Raw genomic sequence first — 23,895 nt, 5'->3', positions numbered from 1 at the left:
CAGATCACGGATTTCAATATTCATCATCTAAATATCTCGATGTAGTTGCAAAAAACAATGGAAATGTATCTATGGGCAGGGTCGGAAATTCATTAGATAATAGGGAAGTTGAATATTTCTTTTCAAACATCAAATCTGAGTGTTTAAACTTTGTAAATTACAAAACAATTTGCTTTGATAAACTCAAAAACATTATCAAAGATTACATTGAATGATATAACAATGAAAGATTTCAATCTGTGTTAAATTGAAAAACACCTCAACAATATTGAGATGCTTTGAGTTTTTTATAAATTGTCTATAAAACTTGTCCTAGTTTAGACAAAGGATTAAACTTTATTATTTCTTACCGTATGAAAACTGGGAGCAGGCGATTTAAAGAATATGTCTTAAAACAAGAAGATTATGTACATTCTGATACTGGATTGGTGTACAAAACGCAAGAGTTCGCATCACTTTATAGAAATGGCAGAAGCAATGGAAAACTTAGAAAAAGAGTAATTACATTTAGTAAAAAAAGAGCAAAAAAAGACGCCGAAGATAGACGTATTTTAGCTGAAAACTTCCTTAAAAAAGCCAAAAACGGAAAAGTTTCATATGAAGATATGGCAGGCAATAAAAAATATAAATTCTTTAAACCAGTGAATGAATCGGGCTATTATGAACTAGATACAGAAAAAATAGAACAAGATGAAAAATTTGACGGCTACTATGTTTATGAAACAAATAGACAAGATTTAACTCCTGATCAGCTTGTTGATCTCTATGCTAAACAATGAAAGATTGAAGATAATTTTAGAAGTTTAAAAGGTTCATTAGCTATTAGACCAATGTATTTATCAACCTGAAAACACATCGAAGGTTATATATGTCTTTGTTTCTTAAGTTTAGTTTTACTTAAATTTTTAGTTTTTAAAATTAATGATTTAACTGGATTATCTGGAAAAGATAAATTTACAGAAGGTAGATTAATTGACATGATGAATAATGTCAAAGAAATTCAAGAAAAATTCAACAACCAAATAACAAAAACATTTGAGTTAAACGATGATAATCTAAGTCAAAATTGAGATGATTATCATTTAGTTGAAAAAATTTTGGAATCAACAAAAATTAAAAAATAAATATCCGCTAAAACGGATATTTTCGAATTTATGCTACAAAGTGGGAAACGTGGGAAAAAAACTAATATGCCTATAAATAAGACATATTCGTTTTTTATGTTTCAAAATTGCACACATAGAATTAACCAATGCATGCTATAAAATCTAATGACAAAACCTTATAAATTGACGATTATGCCTTCAAATTTAATCAATTCATTTTGAGTAAACGATAAATTTGAATAATAAATGCAGATTACAAACACTAAATTGTCAATAAATTAATTAAGATATATTTACAATCAAAAATTAATATTTAATATATAATACTAACGCATATTACAGCAGGGTTTCATATTCAATGTCTAATGAAATTTCTCTTGATTTGAAAGTAGGCTAGCTGCAATCACCGAAATCATTAAAATTTTATTGCTTGTTTAGAGAAACTCCCTTTTGATGTTTTATGCAGAAAGAGGAAAAACATGAGTAGATATACAGGTCCAGTTTTTAAAAAATCACGTCGTTATGGTTTTTCAATTTTAGAAACTGAAAAAGAATTTGCTAAAGGCAAAAAAAGAACTTATGCACCAGGTCAACACGGTAACAAACGTGTTAAATTATCTGACTATGGTCAACACTTATACGAAAAACAAAAAGTTAAATTTGTTTATGGCATTAGCGAAAAACAAATGCAAAAATACTATGGTCGTGCAATCAAAATTAAAGGTGTTGCCGGCACAAACTTATTACAATTATTAGAAAGCCGTTTAGATAACTTAGTTTATAGAGCTGGTTTTGCTGCTACACGTCGTCAAGCAAGACAATTAGTTAACCACGGTCACTTTGAAGTAGATGGACACAAAGCAAACATTCCTTCAATGCACATTGGTGTTGGTAGTGTGATTGTATTAAAAGAAAAATCACGTAAAAATTCAGAAATTGTTAAAGCTATGGAAATTAGAACTCCAGCTGCTTGAATGACAGTTGATAAAGAAAAATTTACTGCTAAATTTGACAGATTACCTGAAAGAAACGAATTACACAAAGACATTAAAGAAAACTACATTATTGAGTTCTACTCAAAATAGTATTTTTAAAGGAGCTTATTTATGAAAAAAGATATTCACCCAAATTACTTTGATGTTGAAGTTTCATGCCAAACATGTGGCAAAAAGTTTTCTTTTAAATCAACTAAAAAACAATTTACAGTAGATGTTTGTTCAGGTTGCCACGCTGTTTATACAGGTGACAAAACCAAAACAAGAGCAACTGGTATGATTGACAAATTCAACCAACGTTTTGCCAAAAGCCAAGCTAAAAAACAACAATCTAAATAATTTAAAAGGTGGTTTAGCCACCTTTTTCTTTGTTCGATATTTTTTAGCACTCTAATTGGTTTATTTGCTAAATTAGTTTATAATTCTATTTATGTCAAAGAAAAAAAATCATGAAAAAGAGCAATTATTAAAACACGCGATTGAAACTTATATTGAAAAGGGTGAACCAATTGGTTCACAAGCATTAGTTGATAAATATGATTTAAAAATTTCATCAGCCAAGGTTCGTTACATAATGAACGAATTAGAAAATGAAGGTTTATTAGTTAAAACTCACTCATCAAGTGGTAGGATGCCTTCTAAAAAAGGTTTTGAACATTATGCTAAGTTTTTAGTTTCAAAAGATGAAAATTACATAAAAAACAAAATGAAAGATGTTTTTGCTAAAAGATGAAATTCAATTGATACAACATTAGAAGAAAGTGTTAAACATATAAGCGATATTGCCGGAGTTGCATTAGTAACTTCAGAAAGCAATGAGCATGTGTTATTAATTTCTATTAGTTTAGTTAAAATTGATGAAGAAAAAGCCACAATCATTTTGGTTGATTCGAATGGCGAAGTGTATTCAAAATTAATGAATTTACATAATAAATCAGTTAAAATGGATGATTTAAAAATAGCAATTAGAATTTTTAAAGAAAGATTAATTAATCAAAAAATTGTTGATTTGCCGACTTTAGTTCAGTCTTTAAAAGATATTTTGGCGGAGCAAATTAAAAACTTTGAAGATTTAATTGAAAATTTTGTCACAAATATTTTTAATTTCAAAATTATCAAAAGAAACCATGTTTATGGCAAGGATAAGTTAATTTTAGCCGATGAAATTGAAAGAGAAAATTTAGTAAAAATACTAGACGTAATGGAAAACAAATCAATTTGAGAAACTATTGAAGAAAAATATCAAGATGAAGATGAAACAAAAATTAAGATTTCTATTAACGAAGATAACACAGCAATGATAAGTAAAAAAATAGATGCAAACTGCAAGTTTAATGAAATTGCCTTAGTTGGTACTAGCCGCATGAATTACGAAAAAGGGTTAGCTGCTTTACAAAAATTGGAAGAATTAATCCAAAATAAAAATTAGAAAGGATACTTATGAATGATAAATTTATCTATGAAATAGGTGATTTGGTTAAATTCAATATTAAAGCCTTTAATAGCAAAGATGAATTAATTGAAAAATTAAGCGGACAAAACATTGAATTGGTTTTAAATAATGAAGACACTAAATATAGTTCATTGTTTATCGGCCAAGACTTAAAACAAAGTTTTATTAGCCAAAAACAATTTGAAAAAAATGAAGAATTAGGAATTACTGAAGAAGACCATATCGTGTTTCAAATTGATGTTTTAGACTATGAAAAAGCCGAATTAGCAAAACTTAAAGCTGATAATTTAAAACTTAAAAATGATTTATTAATTAAAGATATAACCATTAGAAATATTAGCGCTAGTTTAAGCCATTCAGAAGAGCAATTAAGATTGGCTTTAGAAGATGTTAAGAAAGCAAAAGAAGCTCAAGTTGTAGAAAGATTAACCTTACCAAAAGAAGAATTAGAAAAAATCAAATTGTATGCAATGCAAAAGTTTTTTGATGATTTTTTAACACCGTACAGCACTCTTAAAATGGCTTTTGATGCTGCTTCAAATAGTGATAATCCAGAAGTAAAAAACTATACTCTTGGCTTTAATATGGTTTTAAATATGGTTGAAAATGTCTTAAATGACTATGGAATAGTTGAATTTGTTCCACAATTGAACAGCGAATTCGATCCAGAAACATCCAAAATTATTGAACAAATTGTTGATGATAGCCAAAAAGCAAACACAATTATTAAAGTTAAACAAAATGGTTATAAACTTCATGAAAGAGTTTTAAAACCAGCCTTGGTAATTGCTACAAAACATAGTGAAAAAACAAATGATAAAAACCACAAAAAGAATAAAAAACACAAAAAATAGGCGAAAAATTTCGCCTATTTTTCATTAATTGTTCATTTTTTTACAAAAAAGATTTTTTTAACTTAACCGATATAAAGGAGGAAAAATGATAAATGAAAATTTTAAACGTCGAACGAAACAAGAAGATTTAGAAACATATGGCGGTTCTATCATTGCTACAATTATAGCATTAGCTCCAATAGTAATTTCTGGAATAACAGCTATTGCCAATGTTGTAAAAATGTTTAGTTCTAATAGCGGAGAAGTTAAAACAAAAGATCAATCAGTTAAATGAGATAATAATCAAAAGACTACTGAAACAAGAGTTTTATATATGTATTACTAAAATACCTATAAAAAAGTCTTTTTGGTTTTAAAAATAATCTCAATTAATTTAATTTATTTCTTTCAAAAGTCTATATAATAAAGGCGTTACTTTTGTAACCATTCTAAAAAGGTAAACAAGCGCATATTGCCACCTTAAAGATGAGCCACAAAACAGGAGGTTTTAGCATGTCAGCTATTATCGAAACTGGAGGCAAACAAATTTTAGTTAAAGAACAAGGTCAAACCATTTTCATCGAAAAAATCGAAGGAAATGAAGGAGACAAAGTTGTTTTTGACAAGGTTTTATTAATCAATGGTAAAATCGGACAACCATATGTTGCAAATGCAAAAGTAGAAGGTATCATTAAAAAACAAGGTAAAGCTAAAAAAATAGTTGTTTACCGTCACAACGCTAAATCAACACACAAGAGAAAATTAGGACACCGTCAACCTTACACTCGTGTAGAAATTACAAATATTTTAGGATAGGACGATAATATGGCACATACGAAAGCCGGTGGATCGACAAGAAACGGTCGTGACAGTCGTGGTCAAAGACTAGGTATTAAATTAGGTGATGGACAATTTTGTACAGCGGGATCAATTATTTTCCGTCAAAGAGGTACAAAAATTTTCCCAGGTGTTAATGTTGGTCGTGGAAAAGATGATACTTTATACTCATTAATTGATGGTTATGTAAAATTTGAAAAACGTAGAAATCGTACATACGCCTCAGTATATTCAGAAAGAAAAAATTAATATTGCCATAGGGGCAAAAACAAGAGCTGAATTTTTCGGCTCTTTTTTCATATTTTGTTCACTTTTATACTAGATTAGCCATTTTAAAAATAATTGACATATATGAATGATTTATTAATTTACTTTGCCTTTAAGTATAAAGGTAACAACTATGAAATTCAAAAAGCCTTAAAAAATGGAGAATTAGTTAATAAGGAGGATATTTTAAATAAAACAATTGAATTAGAAGCCAACGGAATTAAATGTTTAACTATATTCGATAGTGAATACCCAGAAGACTTAAAAGTCTATAAATATGCGCCTTTGGTAATTTTTTACAAAGGAAACATTGAGCTTTTAAATGATGAAAAAATTTGCTTAACAGGAGATATTGACAATTATTTAACAAGAACCAACATAAACAAATCGCTTCCTAATTTAGTTAAACATAAAACTTTAATTAGTACAAATTTTAAAACTTTAGATAAATATATTATTGCTGAGTGGAAAAATAAAGGTGGAAAAATCATCTATCCTTTAGCCAATGGAATTGGTTTTAATAATGAAATGCCTTTAAATGATAATGAACTTTATTTGAGCATTTATCCACCCGACACTAATCCTAAGTTGATTAGATTTAAAGAAAGAAATTTATTAGTTGCCATGTTAGCTAAATTTTTAGTGATCTATGGTTCAAAACAAAATTCAGGAATTATTAATTTGGCAATTAACTTTGCTAATGTGGGTAAAGAAGTATATTGTTATCCTGGTCAAAATAATGAAGATGGAAATACTTTTCTAATAAAATCTGGTGCAAATTTAATAACTCATGTAGCAGATATTTATTATTTTTAAACTTATATAATTTTGATTATATATAGATAAATTATCTATATAATTACCTACATTATGATTAAACTTTTTTATAGGAAAAAAAATAAAAAAAATTTATTACAAAACGCGAATAACCTAGCAGAAAACAACGCAACAAACGCAGAGAATGTTTGCGATTTTGATGTTAATGAAACTGAAATGGCAAAATACAATTGAAGTAAAATTAACCCTAAAAACCCAGAGGTCAAATCACAAAATATTAAATTATATGCTAGAAGATTATTTTTTATTTTCTTATCAGCATTAATATTTAACTTTGGTGTTTTAGCCTTTTTAACAAAAGCAGATACTATACCAAGTGGTGTTTCTGGTATCCCTACAATCATTATCTTTTTGGTTAAAAAAGCTGAACCTTTTTTTGCCATCATGTATTTAGTTGCCAACATTCCTTTATTTATTTTGTTTGGTGTTAAATTTACTAAAGTTAAATGAACATTTGGCAAAAATAAACAACACAATATTTACTTTTTTAAAACATCGTTTAAAGTTAAAAAGAGTTTTATTTTGTTAACTTTAGCATTTATGCTTTTTCAAATTGTCACAAACATTGTGTTTACACAAATACCAGGAGTTAAAGAATTTATTTCTGAATCATTTAATGTTGCTCCAGGTTGAACGCCACACATTAAATTAGTTTTATCTGATAAAACAACAGTATTAGTTGAAAATCCAACCACATGACCGATTTTCATTAATGGTTCAATAGGTTCATTCTTTTTAGGTATAGCTATTGCGATTGCTTGAAAAAATGGTGGTTCAACAGGCGGAACAGACTTAATTGCTTATTATTTTTCAACGAAGAAAAAGAAAAGTATTGCAAGCATTTTAATGGTGGTTTCATTTATTACAACAGCTACTTTCTTAGTAATTTTTGGAATTTTAAATCCTCATTTACCAGCTATTACAATTAATGATTTAAAAAATGTTGATAAAAACAACATTGATTTGATCTATAAACAAGCCGCAGGCTACAAAACAATTTTAGGTATGAGAGAAATCTCAACAATTCTTTATATTCTAATTGTTAATACTTTGGTTGGTTTTATTTATCCTAAATATAAAAAAGTTAGTCTTGAAATTTCTTGCTCAAATCCTAATAAAGTTATTACATATCTTAAAGCTATTAAATATTGACATGCGTACACAATTTACAATGCTAAAAGTGGGTATACAAACCAAGAAGTGTATAAAATTGAAACAACAATGTTATTACTTGAAACAAAAAGCATAATTCGTGATTTAAAAAGAATTGACAATTCATTATGAATTAAAATCAAACCTGTTTCAAATATTTTTGGTAGCTTTTCAACCTCATTTGTTGACTAAAAAAAACGAATAGCACAAACGTGTTATTCGTTTTTTTGAATTATTCTTCCCGAGTTTCCAAGTTTGAAAGTCTAAAAAACGAATATATCTATAAAAAAGACATATTCGTTTTTTATGTTTTAAAATTACACACATAAAATTCCGAGTTTCCAAGTTGAATTTACTAAAAAACAGTGACTTTTTGTTTAAAACAACAAAATAATTATGACATAAACGAAATTTTTTATTCTTTTTTAATAAATTTTTTGAACAAAATGAAAAATTTTTAAATTAATTTGCATTTTTGATTTTGATTTTTTATGTAAGTAATGATACTTAAAAAATAACTAATTCCCCTATAAATAAGCACTTTATCATTGAAAATAGCATTAAACTTGGAAACTCGGGATTTGTTGACTAAAAAAAACGAATAGCACAAACGTGTTATTCGTTTTTTTGAATTATTCTTCAGAAAAGTTATTTTCGTCAATTTTGTAAGCATTGCCCTGTTCTAATTCACTGTAATCTTTTTTCTCATCATCAACAAGTTTTTTAGCTTCATCAACTTCAATGCTAAAGAATGTTGAAACACCTCTATTTTGCATTGTTGCCGCGAATAAAGCATCAACTCTACTCATTGTTCCATGACGGTGAGTAATAACAATAAATTGTGTTTTTGGTTTTAATTGTTGTAAGTATTCAGCATAACGTACAACATTACCTTCGTCAAGGGCTGCTTCAACCTCGTCTAAAATACACAATGGTAATGGTCTTGCTTTAAGAATTCCAAACAATAACGAAATAGCAATCAATGATTTTTCTCCACCTGAGAATAATTTCAAGTTTCTAACACTTTTACCAGGAGGTTGCGCTTTAACATCTACACCTGATTCTAGAATGTTTTTAGGATCAGTGAAGTATAATTCAGCACTACCACCACCAAGCATACTTCTAAACACATTATTAAATTCGCCATTAACATCTTCAACAATGTTTTTTAAACGGGTTGTAATAATTTTGTCCATTTCAGCAATTGCCACTTCTAAAGTAGCTTTTGCTTCAGCTAATTCTGATTGTTGAGCCGCAATTTCGTTATATCTTTTTTCTTGTTCTTCTAATTTTTCAATAGCTTCTTCGTTAATTGGACCAAGTTTTTGAATTTCTTCTCTTAAAACACGAACAATTTCATCAGCTTGATCACGATCCATTTCAAGAACATAATCGTTTTGAGCAAATTCCACTGTCAAATTGTATGCTTCTGCTAAACGATCTCTAGATGTATCTAAAATATATTTGGCTTTTTCTTTAGCAGAAAGTTTTTCAGCATAGCTATTATTTAAAGTATTTAAACTTTTTTGGAAATCGTCTTTATTTGAGTTGAACAATTTAATATCAGTAGACAATTGTGAAATAATTTGTGCCTTAACCTTAATTTGTGCTTCCAATGAACGTTTTTGACTTTCTAAAGTTTCAAGACTTACTTCTTCACTCTTGGCTTTTAATTCAATGTCATCCAATTCAATTGGTTTTTCAGCAATTTGTTTGTATTCTACACTAAGTTGATCAAAAATCTTTTGTTCAGTGTCCCTAGCTACTTTTAGGTTGTGTAATTGTTTTTTATATTCTGAAATCAATTCAGTTGTTTGAAAACGACTATTTGTAGCTTCGTTTTTTTGTCTATAGCAAACATTTAATTCTTCTTTTAAACCTGGTAATAATTGTGTTAATTCAGCAATTCTTTCATCGATTCCTAATGAAGTTTGGGTTTTGTTTTGAACTCCACCAGTCATAACTCCGCCGGCTCTAATAACGTCACCTTCAAGAGTTACAACCATATAACGGTTGTCTAAAACTTTGGCAATAGCATTAGCATTTTCGATCTTATCAGCTACTACAACATTACCTAATAAAAATTTATTTAATATATCAAATTTTGCGTCAACATTTACTAATTGATAAGCAATTCCTATATAACCATTTTGACCTTGAATAGCAAGAGCTAAATCATCTCTAATATATTTTGGGGCGATTGATCCTAAAGGAATAAATGTTGCTTTTCCACCATTGTTTTCTTTTAAAAACTTAATTGCTTTAACAGCAGTTTCTGATTTATCAACAACAATGTTTTGAATTGCATTACCAAGAATTGCTTCAATTGCCGAGATAAATTTAGTTTCAACTTTAATTAAATCTGCAACTGTACCCTTATATGCTTGTCCAAAAATAGCTTTATTTTCAACAATTGTTTTAGTACCTTTTGATAATAAAGCATGAGTTTCTTTTTGTTGTTTTAAGTTTTGTAATAAAGTTTCCGTTTTAGTCACTTCAATGCTTTTTTGATTGATTTTTATATCGATCTCATTGATTTTTGAATTAACTTGTTCAAGTGTTTTTTCTTTTTCATTATTTTTATTTTCAAGGCTAACAATGTCTTTATCTAATACTTTTATTCTGCTTCCATGATGCTCAATTAGCGCTTTATATGAAGCGATTTGTTCTTCTTTGTTAGCTAATGTTTGCCCTTTAGCTATTGATTCATGTTGAGCGTTTTGGAGCTGAATAGTTAAATTAACATTGTTATATCTTTCTTTCACTTTGTCTAATTCATCAGACAATTTTCTAGCTTCTTGTTCTTCTTCAGCTTTGGTTGTTTCATTTTGCTTAATACGAGCAGTTAAGTTATCAATTCTTGTTAATAGATCGTTTTTAGTTTCATCAACGCCTTCTAATTCAAGTCTTAATTGTTCGTATAATTGAGTATTAGTTGTAATTCTATCAACCAACAAAGCAATTTCAATGCCACGTAATTCTTCTTTTTTAGCTTTTGCTATTTTAGCTTTTTCTGCTTGTTTTCTTAATGGGACTAAATTTCTTTCAATTTCAGCAATAACTAAATTGATTTGATCAAGTCCTTTTTGAACACTTTCAAGTTTTGAAAGAGACTCTTTTTTCTTAGATTTGTATTTAGAAACACCAGCTGCCTCTTCAAAAATAGCCTTTCTTTCTTCGGGTGTAGATTCGGCTATACTGCTAACAGTACCTTGTGAAATAATAGCAAGCGATGATTTGCCAATTCCAGTTTCCATAGCAATATCTTTAATGTCTTTTTGACGACAAAGCTCACCATTTAAATAGTAATTATTATTACCGCTACCCCTTTCTAAAACACGACTAATGGTAATAAAATCATGTGGTAAACTACTTGTTCCACCACGGTTATCAAAGGTTAAAGTAACCTCTGCTTTGTTCATGGGTTTAGCAGTTTGTGAACCAGCAAAAATAACATCTTCCATGTTATCTCCACGTAATTCTTTAGCACTTCTTTCACCTAGCACTCATTTAATAGCATCGTTAATGTTAGATTTACCAGAACCATTAGGCCCTACAACTCCAACAACTCCACCATCAAATTTGAGAGAAATAGGATCTGCAAATGATTTAAAACCATGAGCTTCGACTTTAATTAATTTCATTGTCTCTCCTTTAATATTAATATTAGTTTTTAAATTATATATAAATTAAATTTTAAGTTCTAAAAGTAGCCAGATTTTGTTTAATGTTTTTATATTTAGTTATAAACATATAAAATATGAGTATGTTTAAAGAATGATTTAAAGCAAAAAAAATGTTCTCAATCAAGAAACTAATATGATTTGGGTTGGTTTTAACCTTGTCAGTATTAGCAGGAGTTTTATATTTTGTTTTTAACAAAGACCAAAAAGATATAAACGGCAAGATTTATGAATACAAAAAAATTGTTAGTGACACACTGTTGATAATTGGTATAACTAACGTAATTGGCTTTTTTATAGGGTTTTTAGCTAATACAAAATTTTTTAGTGGCTTTTTTGATTTTAAAAACAAACGTAAATTAAACGCCTTACTCGAAGACATTGAGTTTCAAAAAGTGCAAGCTAAAAGCAAAAAACAAGAAATGAAATTGGAATTGTTAAAAAGCAAACAAAAGGAATTACAAAGTCAGGCTGTTATTCAAAACAAGAACATCGTTTTGTATTTATTTTTATGTTTAATTGGGCTAATTTTTTGTTTAGCTTCATATTTGGTTATTGTTTAAATTTAAAAAAGCAACAAATAATGTTGCTTTTTTGCTTTCTTTAATTAGATTGATAATTCAATGCTTTTATCTGTTGCTCTTCATACAGATGTTAAGTATTCTTTAACTGTTTCAACAACAGTGTCTAGTTGTTTGTAAATTTTGCCGCCAACATTTTCAGAAACTCAGTCATATCTATCTAAGTCTGAGTGTCAAATGTCACCTCAAACAACAATGTTTTCTCTAGCTTCAGCTGAAGCATATTCTTCTGGTAAATCATAAAGAATAATATTTGAGCCATTTTTAGCATTTGGCACTAATTCAACTTTTTTATAGATAGGTAAGCCATTTTCATTTACTTTATCTGTTTTAGCTAATCATGCTTTAGGATTGTATGTTTGAGCATAACCATCGTAAAGTCCAGAGTGTGAATATACATTAAAATTAGTTGATTCGACATAAGCCACAGGAATTCCAACTTTTAGGTAGAAACCAGCGTGGTCTGATCAATCTCCTGTTTCACCAGCTAAGAATTCATCTTTTTCAAATTGTGGGTGAATTTCTAATTCAATATCAATGTCTTTAGCGTTTTTTGCTCTAATTCTTGAAATTGCATTAATTTGATCTCTAACTGATGAAGAAACATTTCCGCGTCCACTTCTTGAATCTGGAGAGTGAACATACATGTTGTCTCCACCAGCAACTGTATCAAAGTTAATCATAGCGGCAGCTGCTAAACGTAATTTATTTGTTTCAGTTTGTGTAGCGGCATCGCCATCACCCGCGGTTGTCATTTTTGAACTTAGGAATTGGTCAACAAAAGCTAGTGAACCATATTTACCTTTTTCTTCAGCATCAACAAAGATAATGTGTAATCTTGTGCCTAATTTAGCTCTGGCTTCTGCTGATGAATAGTGTTTTAATAATGCAAGTGCCGATGCCACACCAGTTGCATTATCAGTTGCTCCTCAAGAAAGGCGATATTTACTATTTGATGTTGAGTCGTAGTGAGCAACAATGTAAATGTCTTTCAATGTTGCTTTTGCAGCATCTGTAATTTGTTTATTTTCAGGTTGAATTGAAACAATAAGGTTTTGACCAATATTATTTAATTGGTATTTGTTGTCATTTCCAGTGTCTGGTCCATGTCAAGTGAAACCTTGAGCAATATAACCTGTTCTTGATAACATTTGTTCCTTAACTTTGTTTTCATAAGCTTCATCATTTTTGAATGAGTAGCCTTTTGGTTTAATATCAGTAACTTCAGCATTTTCTGTTGAAGTAACACTTTGTGTTCCGGCTTTAACAGAAGTTATTCCATCTTTGGCTTTATATTGTCATGTTTGTTTGTTTTCTGATGCATCACCAACTTTTTCAATTTCAACAGCACTTGTGTATGTTATTGTGTCAGTATCTAATGAATTTGTATAACCAAGTTTTTTAATTTCTTCTTTTAAATATAAGAATGCATGATAACTTCCATAGTTATTTACATTGGCTTCAATTTTTTTGTCTAAAAGATTTTTGTATTGAAGATTTGCACTAGTTGCGTCTCCTTCAATTCCAGTAAATGAGCCTGTTTCGGCATTGTAATTTTCAATATTGAATGCATTTCCGGCAAATCTACCATGATTTTTTTCAAGAAAATCATTATAGAATTTGGCAACATCTTTTTCTTTGTATTCAGCAAATACATCATTATCTTTATCATTTTTAGTTTCAGTGCCACATGCAGCGGCTAAAGCAACCAATGGTGAGAATGCTAATCCACTTCCTATTGATAATAATTTAATAAATTTACTTTTTTTCATAATATTCACTCCTTATTTACATACTTTAATTATATTTTGGTGCATTACATAAAATAAAAAAATAGCCCAAAAGAGCTATTTTTTACATCTATAAGCCACGTTTTGTGCTATTTTTATTAAAAAATAGTGTCAACAATTTATCTAATTACTTGCGTAATTCTCCCGTTTGATTCATTTCTCATTCAGAAGTTCCCCTACCAGAATTTGGGTTTCTAACTCATGGAGTTTACCGCGTTTCACAATTCTCGTCTCTGTGGCACTAGTCGTCTAGGCCTGAGCTTATTAGGCTCAGCATGAACACTACAATCATCGCAGATTGTGTTAGCGTGGACTTTCCTCTGTTTTTAAACAGCTGTTGACCGATGCTTATTAATTATAAAATAATTAAATAAAATATTTGATCAATAATCTTTCAAAACCTATTTTTTCATCCACCAAACCACTTTTAATTTCTTCATCAAGTAAAGCTAAAGCCATAATAAGGTGTTTAATTTTATTAATTCCTAATTTTTTCAAAGTTAAATTAACTTTTTTGAGTCTAAAAAGGTTAATTTTTAAATCAGAGCTTAATTGCTCTAAATTTTTGCCAATAGCAATATAGCCATAAATTTGGTTGCATAAAGTAAATAATTGTGACATTTGTGAAATTAAAACCGAAATAGGGACACTATTTTTCTCTTTCTCCAAGTATCTATGCCAAATAATTTCAAAATTATTGGTTTCAAAAGAGTTTACAAAATTAAACGGATCATCAAAATTTGTTTCAATAGTTAATTTATCTATGCTTTCTTGAGTAATATTTTTGTTATAAAGCATTAACTTATTTAATTCATTAATTATTGTTGTTAAATCAGGATTAATTTTGTTAATTAAAGTTTTTGCGGATAAATAATCAATATCACCTTGATTGTCTTTAACATATTTAATAGCAAAATTAATTAATTCTTGTTGGGATGGTTTCTGTAATTCAAAAATTTGTGAATTCATCTGTTTTATAAGCGTTTCAGTGAAAATATTTTTATTCAATTGACTAGCTTTATCAATATTTTGATTCGTAAAAATTAAAATATTTTGCTGATTATCTACAATATTTTGAATAAATTGTTCAATAGCAAAGACATCTTTTTTAGCTATGCTTTTTTCTAAAAATGGCAAATTATTAATAACTATTATTTTTGCTTCTTCAAACAAAGAATTGTTGCATATGGTTTGATTGATTATTTCCATATCATTTGAAGATTCATAATATAAATTTTTAAACAAATACGAAGGATATTGTTTTTGAATTTCTTTAATTTTTTGTTCGATTAAATATTTTTCATTACCTAAGATTAAATACATTTTATATTCCTTTCTTTGTTATTTCTAATTTATATTTTTCCACTTCTTTTTGTAATTTTCTTAATCAATGATTTACGCCACTTTTGCTTATTTCATAGCCTTTTTCACTCATCATATTTGCTAAAACTCCTAAGCTTTCACCAGGGTTGTTTTTAATTAAATTAAAAAATAACAATTGTTTTTCTTCAAAGAGATTTGTAAGATTGTGTTCTTCAATAAAGTTTATATTTTGAACATATTTTTTATGTGCTTCAGCCATTTTATTAATATTAGAAAAATCAATATTATTCAAACGATTAATATTATTGTCATAATCCCTTGTAATTATTGAGTCTTCAAAAGTTAAAAAAGAATTGATTGCTTCAATAGCTTTCAAAAAATCAGCTATTTTTTCTTGACGCTTTATATATAAAAGGTATTTCTTTTTGTAATGTCTTTTAGTGAAATTAAAATCATATTTATTTAACTTTTGAATAATTTCATCAGTATAAAATTCATAATTTGAACTCATTGATAAATGATATGAAGTTTTATCTAAGTTGCTTATTGTTCCAGTTGCACAAAACAAACCAGCAAAAAAATTTCCTAAATGAGCTATTTCTTGGTTCAATAAGTCTTTAACATTATGAATTATTAAATTTTTATTTTCGTTTTGCGATTTAAGATTTATTTTTTTTAAAAAAGCAGTAAATTTTTGCAAAATAATTGGATCGTTAATTTGAACAATTACATTTTCTTCAAGGTCAAAAAAGCCTTTACCAAAAATAAAGCCTTTGATGAAATCTTTGATTTCATTGATTTCTTTTTGTCTTTCAATAATTTCATGTTTTATTTGTAAACTAAAATTCATATTGACCTTTTTGTTCTTTCAAATTATGATAATAATATAATAACTATAATTAAATTATATAAATAATGAGTTAATAAAATTCATGTAGAAATGAAAAATATAATATGAAAAATAAAAAAATTAAAGTGCTTTTTATTGGGGATATTTTTGGCGAACCAGGAATTGAAATGGTTAAAAAAACTTTGCCAACATTAAAAGCAGAAAAAAATATTGATTTAGTTATTGCGCAAGGCGAAAATATATCGGGGAGAAAAGGTTTAAATTTTCATGATTATTTAACTTTAAAAGAATACGGTGTGGATTTTTTTACCTTGGGCAATCATGTTTGAGCTAATAGCGAAATTTTTCAATTTATTAACAATAATGATTTAGCGAGACCGGCAAATATTGACGCAGAATATCCTGGCAAAGGCTCTCAAATAGTAACCTTAAAAAATGGCACAACTATTAGAATTACCGCATTGATGGGAATTTCATTTAATAAATTATTAGCACCGTGAAATCAAGAATATGCTAATAATTTCTTTGACACAATTGATCAAATTTTGCAATATGGTGAAAAAACAGACTTTCATTTTGTTGACTTTCATTCAGAAACAACAAGTGAAAAATATGTTCTTGGCTTATATTTAGACGGAAAAGTGGATGGGTTTGTTGGCACACATACACATGTACAAACTAATGATGCTCATACCTTGCCAAAACACACTTGTTATATAACTGATGTGGGAATGTGCGGCCCATATGACTGTGCTATTGGAGCTAATTTCGAAGAAGTATATTTAAAAATGCGTTATGATCAAAATGCTAAATTCAAAGTATCTAATAATAAATGCCAATTTAATGCTGTTTTAATGACTTTAAATACATTAAACAAAGAAAGAAACAAAATAACTAAAATACAAATTTTTGAAAAGTAATGAAAGATAAATGGTTGTTTTTAAACAACTTTTTTATTTTCTGACACATTAACTTGAAGAGATTAGAAAATTTTAAGATGTCGTTTCTTCTAAAAAGCTTATTCATAGTATTTTTAGTTTTGTTAAAAACAAGAAGGAATGTTCATGTAAAAAAAACCAAGCGGCATTTAAATTTATTTTAAAATGCTTTTTTATAGTTGTTTTGGTAATTTTCAAGTTTTTTTATATTTTGGCTTTATAATAAATAAATTATGTTAATAAGGGGGTGCAAAACAAAAAACTCACGCAGATTAATAATTTTTGATATTACTTTAATGGGAATTATTCTAGCTTTACATCTAGTAGTGATGTTAATTGCTAAATTTACATTGTTAAAAATTTTGCCAATAAAATTAGAATTTATATTTTATATATTTTATGGAATAATTTTTGGTCCTTGAAAAGGGGTGTTTATTTCAATAGTTGCTGACACATTTGTTTTATTGATAACTGGAAGCATAGGGACTTGATATTGAATGTATGCCTTGATACCTCCAGCGATAGCATTGTTTTCAGCTATTTATTATTTTATTTTTAAAAAATCCAAAATTTTTGGTTTTGTGTCGGGGCTAGTAATGTTTATTGTTTCATTAACAGTAATGTTAATTGTTGTTAAAAGCAAAGTTGAACCTGACACAGGTTTAATTAAAATTAGTAAAAAATTATCATTTACACAAATTTTTGTTTATTTGATGATTGCTATTTACTTTATTCTTGGAGCAATAATTTTTACTATTATTTTGATTAAATACATTAAATACAAAAATAATAAGTCATTTAACTATCTTTTTGTTTTTTCATTAATCACAATAATAATGTTAATTTTCAGATGAACGCTTGATCCGCTACTTTACATTAGTTGATACAACTATTACAGAAGATCTAGCCCCAAATTCAGATTGAAAACAGTTGGTGATGACTACATAATAATTTTTATTCCGATTGTTATTAAATCTTTAATTTCAATGCCATTCTATATTATTGTTTTAACTCCTGTATATGACATTACTGCAAAATTAAAAGCACAACATATGGCTGGCATAAACAAAATCAAATGGTAATTTTGCTAATTAAGAATGAAACAAAAAATACAGCAAACTAGCTGTATTTTTTCATTTGGCAGGGGTTAAAGGATTCGAACCCTTATAAACGGTTTTGGAGACCGTAGTAATGCCATTATACGAAACCCCCGAATAATGAAGAAATACTTGATTCCTTCATGTAATTAGATAATTATTTTCCAAATTTAAAGTGGCAAATGTCGCCATCTTGCATAATATACGTTTTGCCTTCACTTCTTATTTTTCCAGCATTTTTAGCCCCTAATTCGCCACCATTTTCAATAAAATCTTCATAAGCAATAACGTCTGCTTTAATAAATTTCTTTTCAAAATCAGTGTGAATAATACCGGCACATTGTGGAGCAGCCATGCCATTTTTGTAAACTCAAGCCCTAACTTCGACTTTTCCCGCTGTAAAATAGGTTTTCAAGTTTAATAAATCAAATGCTTCACGGGTTAAATAATCTAAACCGCTATATTGAATGTTAAATGAATTTAATCATTCTTTGCTTTCATCATCATTCATTTGTGAAATTTCAGATTCTAATTGAACTGATATAGGAATTATCTTATTTTTATTACCTACAGCTTCTTTAAGTTTTTTAAAATTATTATCATTTTGATAATCAACAATTTGCTCACTTGATAAATTTGCCACATAAATCATTGGTTTAGCAGTCAATAATTGGTAGCTTTTTAAAATTTTTAATTCGTCTTCATTCAATGAATCTAATAACACATTAGCAAATTCATTATTTTCCAATACTTCTTTAATTTTAATAGCCAAGTTTTGTTCCAAAATGGCTTGTTTATCGCCACTTTTGGCTTTTTTGTTTATTCTATTAATTACATTTGTTACGGTTTCTAAATCAGCGAAAATTAATTCTAAATTGATAACTTCAAGATCAGACACAGGATTAACTTCATTGTGAACGTGCATAATGTCTTTGTTTTCAAAACATCTTACAACATGAATAATTGCATCAACTTGCCTGATGTTGCCTAAAAATTTATTTCCTAAACCTTCGCCCCTAGAAGCGCCTTTAACTAAACCAGCGATATCAACAAAATCAAAAGTAGCAGGCACAATTTTTTCTGGATTAACAATTTTAGCTAATTCATATAAGCGTTTATCTTTCAAAGGCACACTGCTAATGTTTGGTTCTATTGTTGTAAAAGCATAATTACTTGCTTCAACTTGATATTTAGTTAAAGCACTAAATAATGTACTTTTACCAACATTTGGTAATCCAACAATTCCTGCTTTTAATGACATATCTCTCCTTTTATCAATAATTTTTATGTTTTTATATTATATATAAATCTATTTAAATTCTAATATTCACAATTTATATCAATATAAAATGCCCAATAAACCTATAAAACAGGGTTATTAGGCAAATTTTAATAATTCATTATTTTTTCATATTCATCTAATGTGCCATGATAAATGAAACTTTTATCAGGAGCAATTTCAAGAATAACATTTGCTACTTGATTAACTAGGGCTCTATTGTAAGTTGTGAAAATAGCCCCTCCACGGTATTTTTTCAATCCTTCAATTACACTATCAATGCTTTCAGCATCTAAGTGGTCAAGTGGTTGGTCTAAAATCAAGAAGTTTGCTTCTAAAAGCATCATTCTTGAAAACATTAATCTAGCTTTTTCACCACCACTAGTTACATTCACTTTTTTAAATACTGTTTCATTTGAGAATAACATACGACCTAAAAAACCACGCATTCTTTGATCACTTACATCTCTTGTTTCTTCTGTTGTATTCTCTAAAGGTCATTTTGAAATTCAATCTAAGATACTAATATCTTCTTGGAAGAATTCTCTATTTTCATTTGGATAATATGTATGTTTAATGGTTTGACCTCATTTTATAGTTCCAGATGTTGGTTGAATTTTGCCAATCAAACATTCCAATAATTTTGTTTTAGCAATATCATCTTCACCAATAACTACCATTTTTTCGCCTTTGCTTAAAGTGAAAGAAACATTTTCAAATAAAGTTTTACCATTTTCATCTATGTATGTTAAATTTTCAACACTTAAAATATCTTTACCTGGTTCTCTGTTAATATCTCAATTTATGTATGGGTATTTACGATTTGAAGGTTTGATTTCATCTAAAGTAATTTTTTCCAATGATTTTTTACGGCTAGTTGCTTGTCTTGATTTCGAAGCATTTGCAGAGAAACGAGCTATAAATTGTTTAAGTTTTTCAATTTGTTGCTCTTTTTTAGCATTTGATTGCTTCATTAATTCACGAGCTAATTCACTACTTTCTTTTCAGAACGAATAGTTACCTGTGTAAATTCTAGCTTCATTAAAATCAATGTCAACAATATGTGTACAAATATTGTCTAAAAAATCACTATCGTGGCTAACAACAATAACAACATTAGGATAATCAGCTAAGAAATTTTCAAGTCATTTAATAGCTCTTAAATCTAGGTGGTTTGTTGGTTCATCCATAATTAAAATATCTGGATTACCAAAAAGTGCTTTAGCTAATAAAACTTTAATTTTTTGATTGGCTGTCAATTCAGACATTTTTACATTTCATTTATCTTTTGGAATTTGTAAACCTGATAATAATTCTTGTGCATCATTTTCAGCTGTTCAACCGCCTAATTCGCCAAATTGTTCTTCTAATTCTCCAGCTCTGGTGTAATCTTCCATTGTTGCATCTGGATTAGCATAAATTGCATCTTTTTCTTCTTTAATACGGTGTAAATCTGTATTGCCCATTATTACTACATCGGTAACAATTAAATCATCATATGCATTTTGATCTTGGCTAAGAACGCTTAAACGCCTATTTTTCTCAATGATGATTTGACCACTAGTTGGTTCAATTTCTTTAGCTAAAATTTTCAAAAATGTACTTTTGCCAGCTCCATTAGCCCCGATAATTCCATAAGTATTACCGGCGGTAAATTTTAAATTTACATTTTCGAAAAGTTTTTTGTCGCTAAAAATTTTACTTAATGATTGTACTTCTAACATAATTTTCCTTTCTAAAAAAGGCTATGAAAAAGCCTTTTTGGTTAAACGCTAAGTTTTAAATCTTTTGAAATTAATTCATAAGCTTCTGGGTTATTGTATTTAGCAAGATAGAGAGCAATTTTTTGAGTGTGTAAAACTTGTGCCATTTGTTCAACGGTTAATGTTTGATCAGAAATATTAGTTGCCATTATATGTTCATGGGCAATTTTCGCTTCTTCAGGAGTAATTTTAATGTTTTCTTTTTTGGTGATTAAAAATTCAGTTAGTTGAGTTAAGATTGTATATTTCGCATTGTTTTGAACTTTAATCATTAGATCAATAATTCTTGGGTCTTGTTCTTGAAGCAATTGTTTAATATTTTTATCAATAAATTCCGTTGGTAATATTCTTGGGTGTTTTCTAAAAATTTGCATCATTTCGAATTCTAAATTACCAAATGAAAACTCTACCTTATTTTCTGCTCCAATTTGAAACATGGCTAATTTGTAATATCTTAGCAATTCGTTGCTTGCATGGTCCATTGTGTAATCAACTAAAAGTCTTTCTTTCAATTTTTCAATAGAAGTAATTTCTGGAATTTTGGTTAAATGGATATTTTCATCTGTTAAAGTTGTTGGTGTTTTTCTTTCAACTTTTTTAATAGTAATTGTTCAGTGAACATTTTTAGGATCATTTAATTCAAATGTTTCATTTACTTTTTTGCCAATTATTGCAGCGTTGATTGAAAAACTATTAGATTCTTTGGCATCAATAGCTAATGCTTCAACTTTTTCATCTTCTTGACCTTCTTTTGTTGTTTGATAGGCAATGGTAACAATGTCACCAAGTTGAATAGGTGTTTCAACATCCATTAAAACAGGATAATTTTCCACAAATTTCTTAAATGCATTTTCAATTTTTTCTAAATCAACTTTGCGATATTCAAATTGAATTGGTAAATTTTTATAGTTGATTTTTTCCAGTTCTTCAAGAGTGTAAAAAGTAAATTCTAAAGTTGCATCGAAATTTTCAGCATCAACTTTATGGATTCTAACATTTGGCGCAACAGGGTTGTATGCTGAAGGGTATTCTTTATCAACTTGAGCTTTTAATTTAAGCATTTCTTCTTCAACAACTTTTTCAACCGCGCTTCTAACTAAATCATTTGGTTGGATTTGTTTGTTATTTTTCATTGCTTCCATTAATGTTTCATTTTGCAATTTTTGTCATTCTTGTTTTTCAAATTTGATTGAGATTGTTTTTTCAATAAAATTAATCATTTCGTTCCTTTTTGAAGTTTCAATATTTCTAATTAATATATTTATTATAAGTTAATAAATGTTAGTTAGTGTTAATAACTTAAAATAAATAATAGACATTTGCTAATCCATTTACATTCCATTTATTGAAAAAAATAATAATTTTTTCAAAAAAGGAAAAAATATGAAAAAACAAGCCGCTTTTACGCACTTGTTTCTAATATTCTTATCATTTGATAAGCTATGTTTCAAAGTTTATCTAATATTTCACTTAATACTTCATAGCCTTGAAGTTTATTGTTTGAATTCTTAAGTTGTTTTACTTTTTCAAGTAATTTGATTACTTCGCCTTTATTTGTGTTTATTAACTCTTTTAAATTGTCATCTTTAATTTTTTCGAAATCTTTTAAAGCAATAAATGTTGTGTATTCTTTGGTTATTGCTTCAATTGCTAAATTAAGGTATTCATTTTTGAAAGTATTTAAAAATTGCCTTAATTCATTAACTAGTTGAGACATTTGTTCATTAATTTGTGAATATGAAATTTCATTGTTATTGTTGATTTCAAATATTTTGGCAAAAATTTTATTTCTAAGGAAAATTAATTCATTAAATTTAGCGGTAAATTTTAGATCAATTGATGCTAATTTAGAGAAATGATTTAGAGATTTTGTAAACATTTTTTCTAATTCATTTACTTTATCAATTAAATTTGTCTCGTATTGTTCTTTGAATTCTTTTTCACCGTTTTTAACTGTTTCATAGCCATTTTTGATATTTGTTAATGCTCGTTGTTTATCTTCAGGCGAATTATTTGAGGTAATAGTTAATAAGTTATTTGACAATTCATTAAATCGGTTTCAGAAATAATTTTTTACATAATAATTTTGTTCAAAATTATTGCTAAAAATAATTTGGTATTTAGTTAATCAATCAATAATTGAGGCAAATTGTTGAGCATTATTTTCTTCCTGAAGTTTGTAGAATTCTAATCAAATATTTATATATTTTCTTTCAATTCCGATAAAGGCATTAATCATAGATAGTTGCGAATCATACATTTTAAGTTGTTCGTCACAATTATTACTAATTTGTTGAATTTGGCTAATTAATAGATCTATTTGACTTTGAAATTGCAAATATTGTTCACTATTTTGATTTGTTGATTGAAAAGCTAAAATGTTTTGTAAAAGATTATCAAAATTAAGCTTTAAATTTTCTTTAAATAATTTAAATATTTTTCAAATGTTTTGCGAAGCATATAAATTTTGCGAAGCATCTTTAAATAATTCACTATATGCAATGTTATCCACATTATTTTCTTGTATCAAACCAATGATTTTAATATTAGATTCTTTTTGACTTGATAACATTCTAAGATCTGGCATTTCTTGATTCAAAGATTTAAGTTGTTCTTTAATTGACAATAATTCATTTCATTTTTCTTGATCAACACTATTTTGCTTAACATAGACATAAACATATTCTTTTAATTCTCACTCATTTTCAACTAAAGAAAAGTTAGCTGGTACATTGGCCTTAACAAATTGATTCAAGTCTTCTTGATTTGTTATTTTTACTTCGAAAAATTGCTGAATGATATTGTTGCGATCAACAAAAACAACTTTGTTAATTATTTCAACATTTTCTTCTTTGGTTTGAGCATTTTGACAAGAAATTGAAATAAAAGGCAACAATAATGTTGAACTTGATAAAGCAAATAATTTATTTATTTTCATGATTAATTTCTCCTTGCTTAATTTTTATTGTTTAAATTTTATTAAATTCTACAAAATTAAAAACGAACATTAATTGTGGTTTTAAACTAGGACAAGTTTTATAGACAATTTATAAAAAACTCAAAGCATCTCAATATTGTTGAGGTGTTTTTCAATTTAACACAGATTGAAAT

22 protein-coding genes, 1 tRNA gene and 1 other RNA gene are annotated in these 23,895 nt (G+C 27.8%); 14 read left to right on the top strand and 10 right to left on the bottom strand.

The genetic code is table 4. The annotated features are described in order from the left end of the window. The 11 genes from T395_RS03695 to T395_RS0102745 form a co-directional block, all read left to right on the top strand. A partial coding sequence (locus T395_RS03695; protein ID WP_029512966.1) for an IS3 family transposase occupies positions 1-293 on the top strand: 293 nt, incomplete at its 5' end. Further along, positions 294-1,124 carry an IS1634 family transposase gene (locus T395_RS0102790; protein WP_456298983.1) on the top strand — a complete coding sequence of 277 codons (831 nt, stop codon included), beginning with the start codon at positions 294-296 and terminating at the stop codon, positions 1,122-1,124. A 461-nt stretch (positions 1,125-1,585) separates the two neighbouring features. Next, positions 1,586-2,191, top strand: a complete 606-nt coding sequence (rpsD, locus tag T395_RS0102785) for a 30S ribosomal protein S4 (protein WP_029512964.1) — start codon at positions 1,586-1,588, stop codon at positions 2,189-2,191. Positions 2,192-2,212: 21 nt separating this feature from the next. Further along, on the top strand, positions 2,213-2,440 hold the full coding sequence (rpmE, locus tag T395_RS0102780) for a 50S ribosomal protein L31 (RefSeq protein ID WP_029512963.1): 228 nt from the start codon (positions 2,213-2,215) through the stop codon (positions 2,438-2,440). A gap of 91 nt (positions 2,441-2,531) precedes the next feature. Then, positions 2,532-3,530 carry a heat-inducible transcriptional repressor HrcA gene (gene hrcA, locus T395_RS0102775; RefSeq protein WP_029512962.1) on the top strand — a complete coding sequence of 333 codons (999 nt, stop codon included), beginning with the start codon at positions 2,532-2,534 and terminating at the stop codon, positions 3,528-3,530. 11 nt (positions 3,531-3,541) lie between these two features. Beyond that, positions 3,542-4,408: a nucleotide exchange factor GrpE gene (grpE, locus tag T395_RS03550; protein ID WP_051617845.1), complete on the top strand. Its 867-nt coding sequence runs from the start codon at positions 3,542-3,544 to the stop codon at positions 4,406-4,408. A gap of 85 nt (positions 4,409-4,493) precedes the next feature. Further along, a complete protein-coding gene (locus T395_RS0102765) occupies positions 4,494-4,733 on the top strand; it encodes a hypothetical protein (protein ID WP_029512960.1) in 240 nt (79 codons plus the stop codon). Positions 4,734-4,900: 167 nt separating this feature from the next. Then, positions 4,901-5,203, top strand: coding sequence for a 50S ribosomal protein L21 (gene rplU / locus T395_RS0102760; protein ID WP_029512959.1), 303 nt, complete (start codon positions 4,901-4,903; stop codon positions 5,201-5,203). Positions 5,204-5,212: 9 nt separating this feature from the next. Beyond that, positions 5,213-5,473, top strand: a complete 261-nt coding sequence (gene rpmA / locus T395_RS0102755) for a 50S ribosomal protein L27 (RefSeq protein WP_029512958.1) — start codon at positions 5,213-5,215, stop codon at positions 5,471-5,473. Positions 5,474-5,575: 102 nt separating this feature from the next. Next, the gene (locus tag T395_RS0102750; RefSeq protein WP_029512957.1) at positions 5,576-6,307 is read left to right on the top strand and encodes a DNA-processing protein DprA; all 732 of its coding nucleotides are present in this window, start codon (positions 5,576-5,578) and stop codon (positions 6,305-6,307) included. A gap of 54 nt (positions 6,308-6,361) precedes the next feature. Continuing rightward, positions 6,362-7,672 (top strand): YitT family protein, encoded by a 1,311-nt coding sequence (locus tag T395_RS0102745; protein WP_029512956.1) that lies wholly within the window; start codon positions 6,362-6,364, stop codon positions 7,670-7,672. Positions 7,673-8,112: 440 nt separating this feature from the next. On the opposite strand, the gene T395_RS0102740 is transcribed toward T395_RS0102745, so the two are convergent. Continuing rightward, positions 8,113-11,124, bottom strand: coding sequence for an AAA family ATPase (locus tag T395_RS0102740; protein ID WP_051617843.1), 3,012 nt, complete (start codon positions 11,122-11,124; stop codon positions 8,113-8,115). Positions 11,125-11,246: 122 nt separating this feature from the next. Here T395_RS0102740 and T395_RS0102735 point away from each other — a divergent pair, with 122 nt between their 5' ends. Further along, positions 11,247-11,726: a hypothetical protein gene (locus tag T395_RS0102735; protein WP_029512954.1), complete on the top strand. Its 480-nt coding sequence runs from the start codon at positions 11,247-11,249 to the stop codon at positions 11,724-11,726. Between the two features lie 44 nt (positions 11,727-11,770). Here T395_RS0102735 and T395_RS0102730 read toward each other — a convergent pair whose 3' ends face one another. The 4 genes from T395_RS0102730 to whiA all read right to left on the bottom strand — a co-directional run bounded on the left by T395_RS0102730 (position 11,771) and on the right by whiA (position 15,707). Further along, the gene (locus tag T395_RS0102730; RefSeq protein WP_029512953.1) at positions 11,771-13,516 is read right to left on the bottom strand and encodes a M28 family metallopeptidase; all 1,746 of its coding nucleotides are present in this window, start codon (positions 13,514-13,516) and stop codon (positions 11,771-11,773) included. A gap of 86 nt (positions 13,517-13,602) precedes the next feature. Further along, positions 13,603-13,883: RNase P RNA component class B (gene rnpB, locus T395_RS03600), an RNA gene on the bottom strand. A 17-nt stretch (positions 13,884-13,900) separates the two neighbouring features. Then, positions 13,901-14,857, bottom strand: a complete 957-nt coding sequence (gene holA / locus T395_RS0102725) for a DNA polymerase III subunit delta (RefSeq protein ID WP_029512952.1) — start codon at positions 14,855-14,857, stop codon at positions 13,901-13,903. A gap of 1 nt (position 14,858) precedes the next feature. Then, a complete protein-coding gene (whiA, locus tag T395_RS0102720; RefSeq protein ID WP_029512951.1) occupies positions 14,859-15,707 on the bottom strand; it encodes a DNA-binding protein WhiA in 849 nt (282 codons plus the stop codon). A gap of 104 nt (positions 15,708-15,811) precedes the next feature. Between whiA and T395_RS0102715 the strand changes: the two genes are divergently transcribed. Both T395_RS0102715 and T395_RS0102710 read left to right on the top strand, forming a co-directional pair. Next, complete coding sequence (locus T395_RS0102715; protein WP_029512950.1) at positions 15,812-16,627, top strand: TIGR00282 family metallophosphoesterase; 816 nt, start codon at positions 15,812-15,814, stop codon at positions 16,625-16,627. Between the two features lie 251 nt (positions 16,628-16,878). Further along, entirely contained in the window at positions 16,879-17,727 is an 849-nt protein-coding gene (locus tag T395_RS0102710; protein WP_156933079.1) for an ECF transporter S component, read from the top strand. Positions 17,728-17,783: 56 nt separating this feature from the next. On the opposite strand, the gene T395_RS0102705 is transcribed toward T395_RS0102710, so the two are convergent. The 5 genes from T395_RS0102705 to T395_RS0102685 all read right to left on the bottom strand — a co-directional run bounded on the left by T395_RS0102705 (position 17,784) and on the right by T395_RS0102685 (position 23,722). Continuing rightward, positions 17,784-17,857 (bottom strand) — tRNA-Trp (locus tag T395_RS0102705). 42 nt (positions 17,858-17,899) lie between these two features. Further along, the gene (ychF, locus tag T395_RS0102700; protein ID WP_029512948.1) at positions 17,900-19,003 is read right to left on the bottom strand and encodes a redox-regulated ATPase YchF; all 1,104 of its coding nucleotides are present in this window, start codon (positions 19,001-19,003) and stop codon (positions 17,900-17,902) included. Between the two features lie 128 nt (positions 19,004-19,131). Beyond that, a complete protein-coding gene (locus T395_RS0102695) occupies positions 19,132-20,745 on the bottom strand; it encodes an ABC-F family ATP-binding cassette domain-containing protein (RefSeq protein WP_029512947.1) in 1,614 nt (537 codons plus the stop codon). Positions 20,746-20,786: 41 nt separating this feature from the next. After that, positions 20,787-22,004, bottom strand: a complete 1,218-nt coding sequence (locus T395_RS0102690) for a trigger factor-related chaperone (protein WP_029512946.1) — start codon at positions 22,002-22,004, stop codon at positions 20,787-20,789. 182 nt (positions 22,005-22,186) lie between these two features. After that, positions 22,187-23,722 (bottom strand): hypothetical protein, encoded by a 1,536-nt coding sequence (locus T395_RS0102685; RefSeq protein WP_029512945.1) that lies wholly within the window; start codon positions 23,720-23,722, stop codon positions 22,187-22,189. Between the last annotated feature and the right edge of the window lie 173 nt (positions 23,723-23,895).

Origin of the sequence: Mycoplasmopsis iners ATCC 19705 (assembly GCF_000701805.1) — a bacterium.
In the GTDB taxonomy this organism is placed as follows: Bacteria; Bacillota_I; Bacilli_A; order Mycoplasmatales; family Metamycoplasmataceae; genus Mycoplasmopsis; species Mycoplasmopsis iners.
Note: the sequence above shows the minus strand (reverse complement) of the source record. Positions and strands in the feature narration are given on the sequence as shown.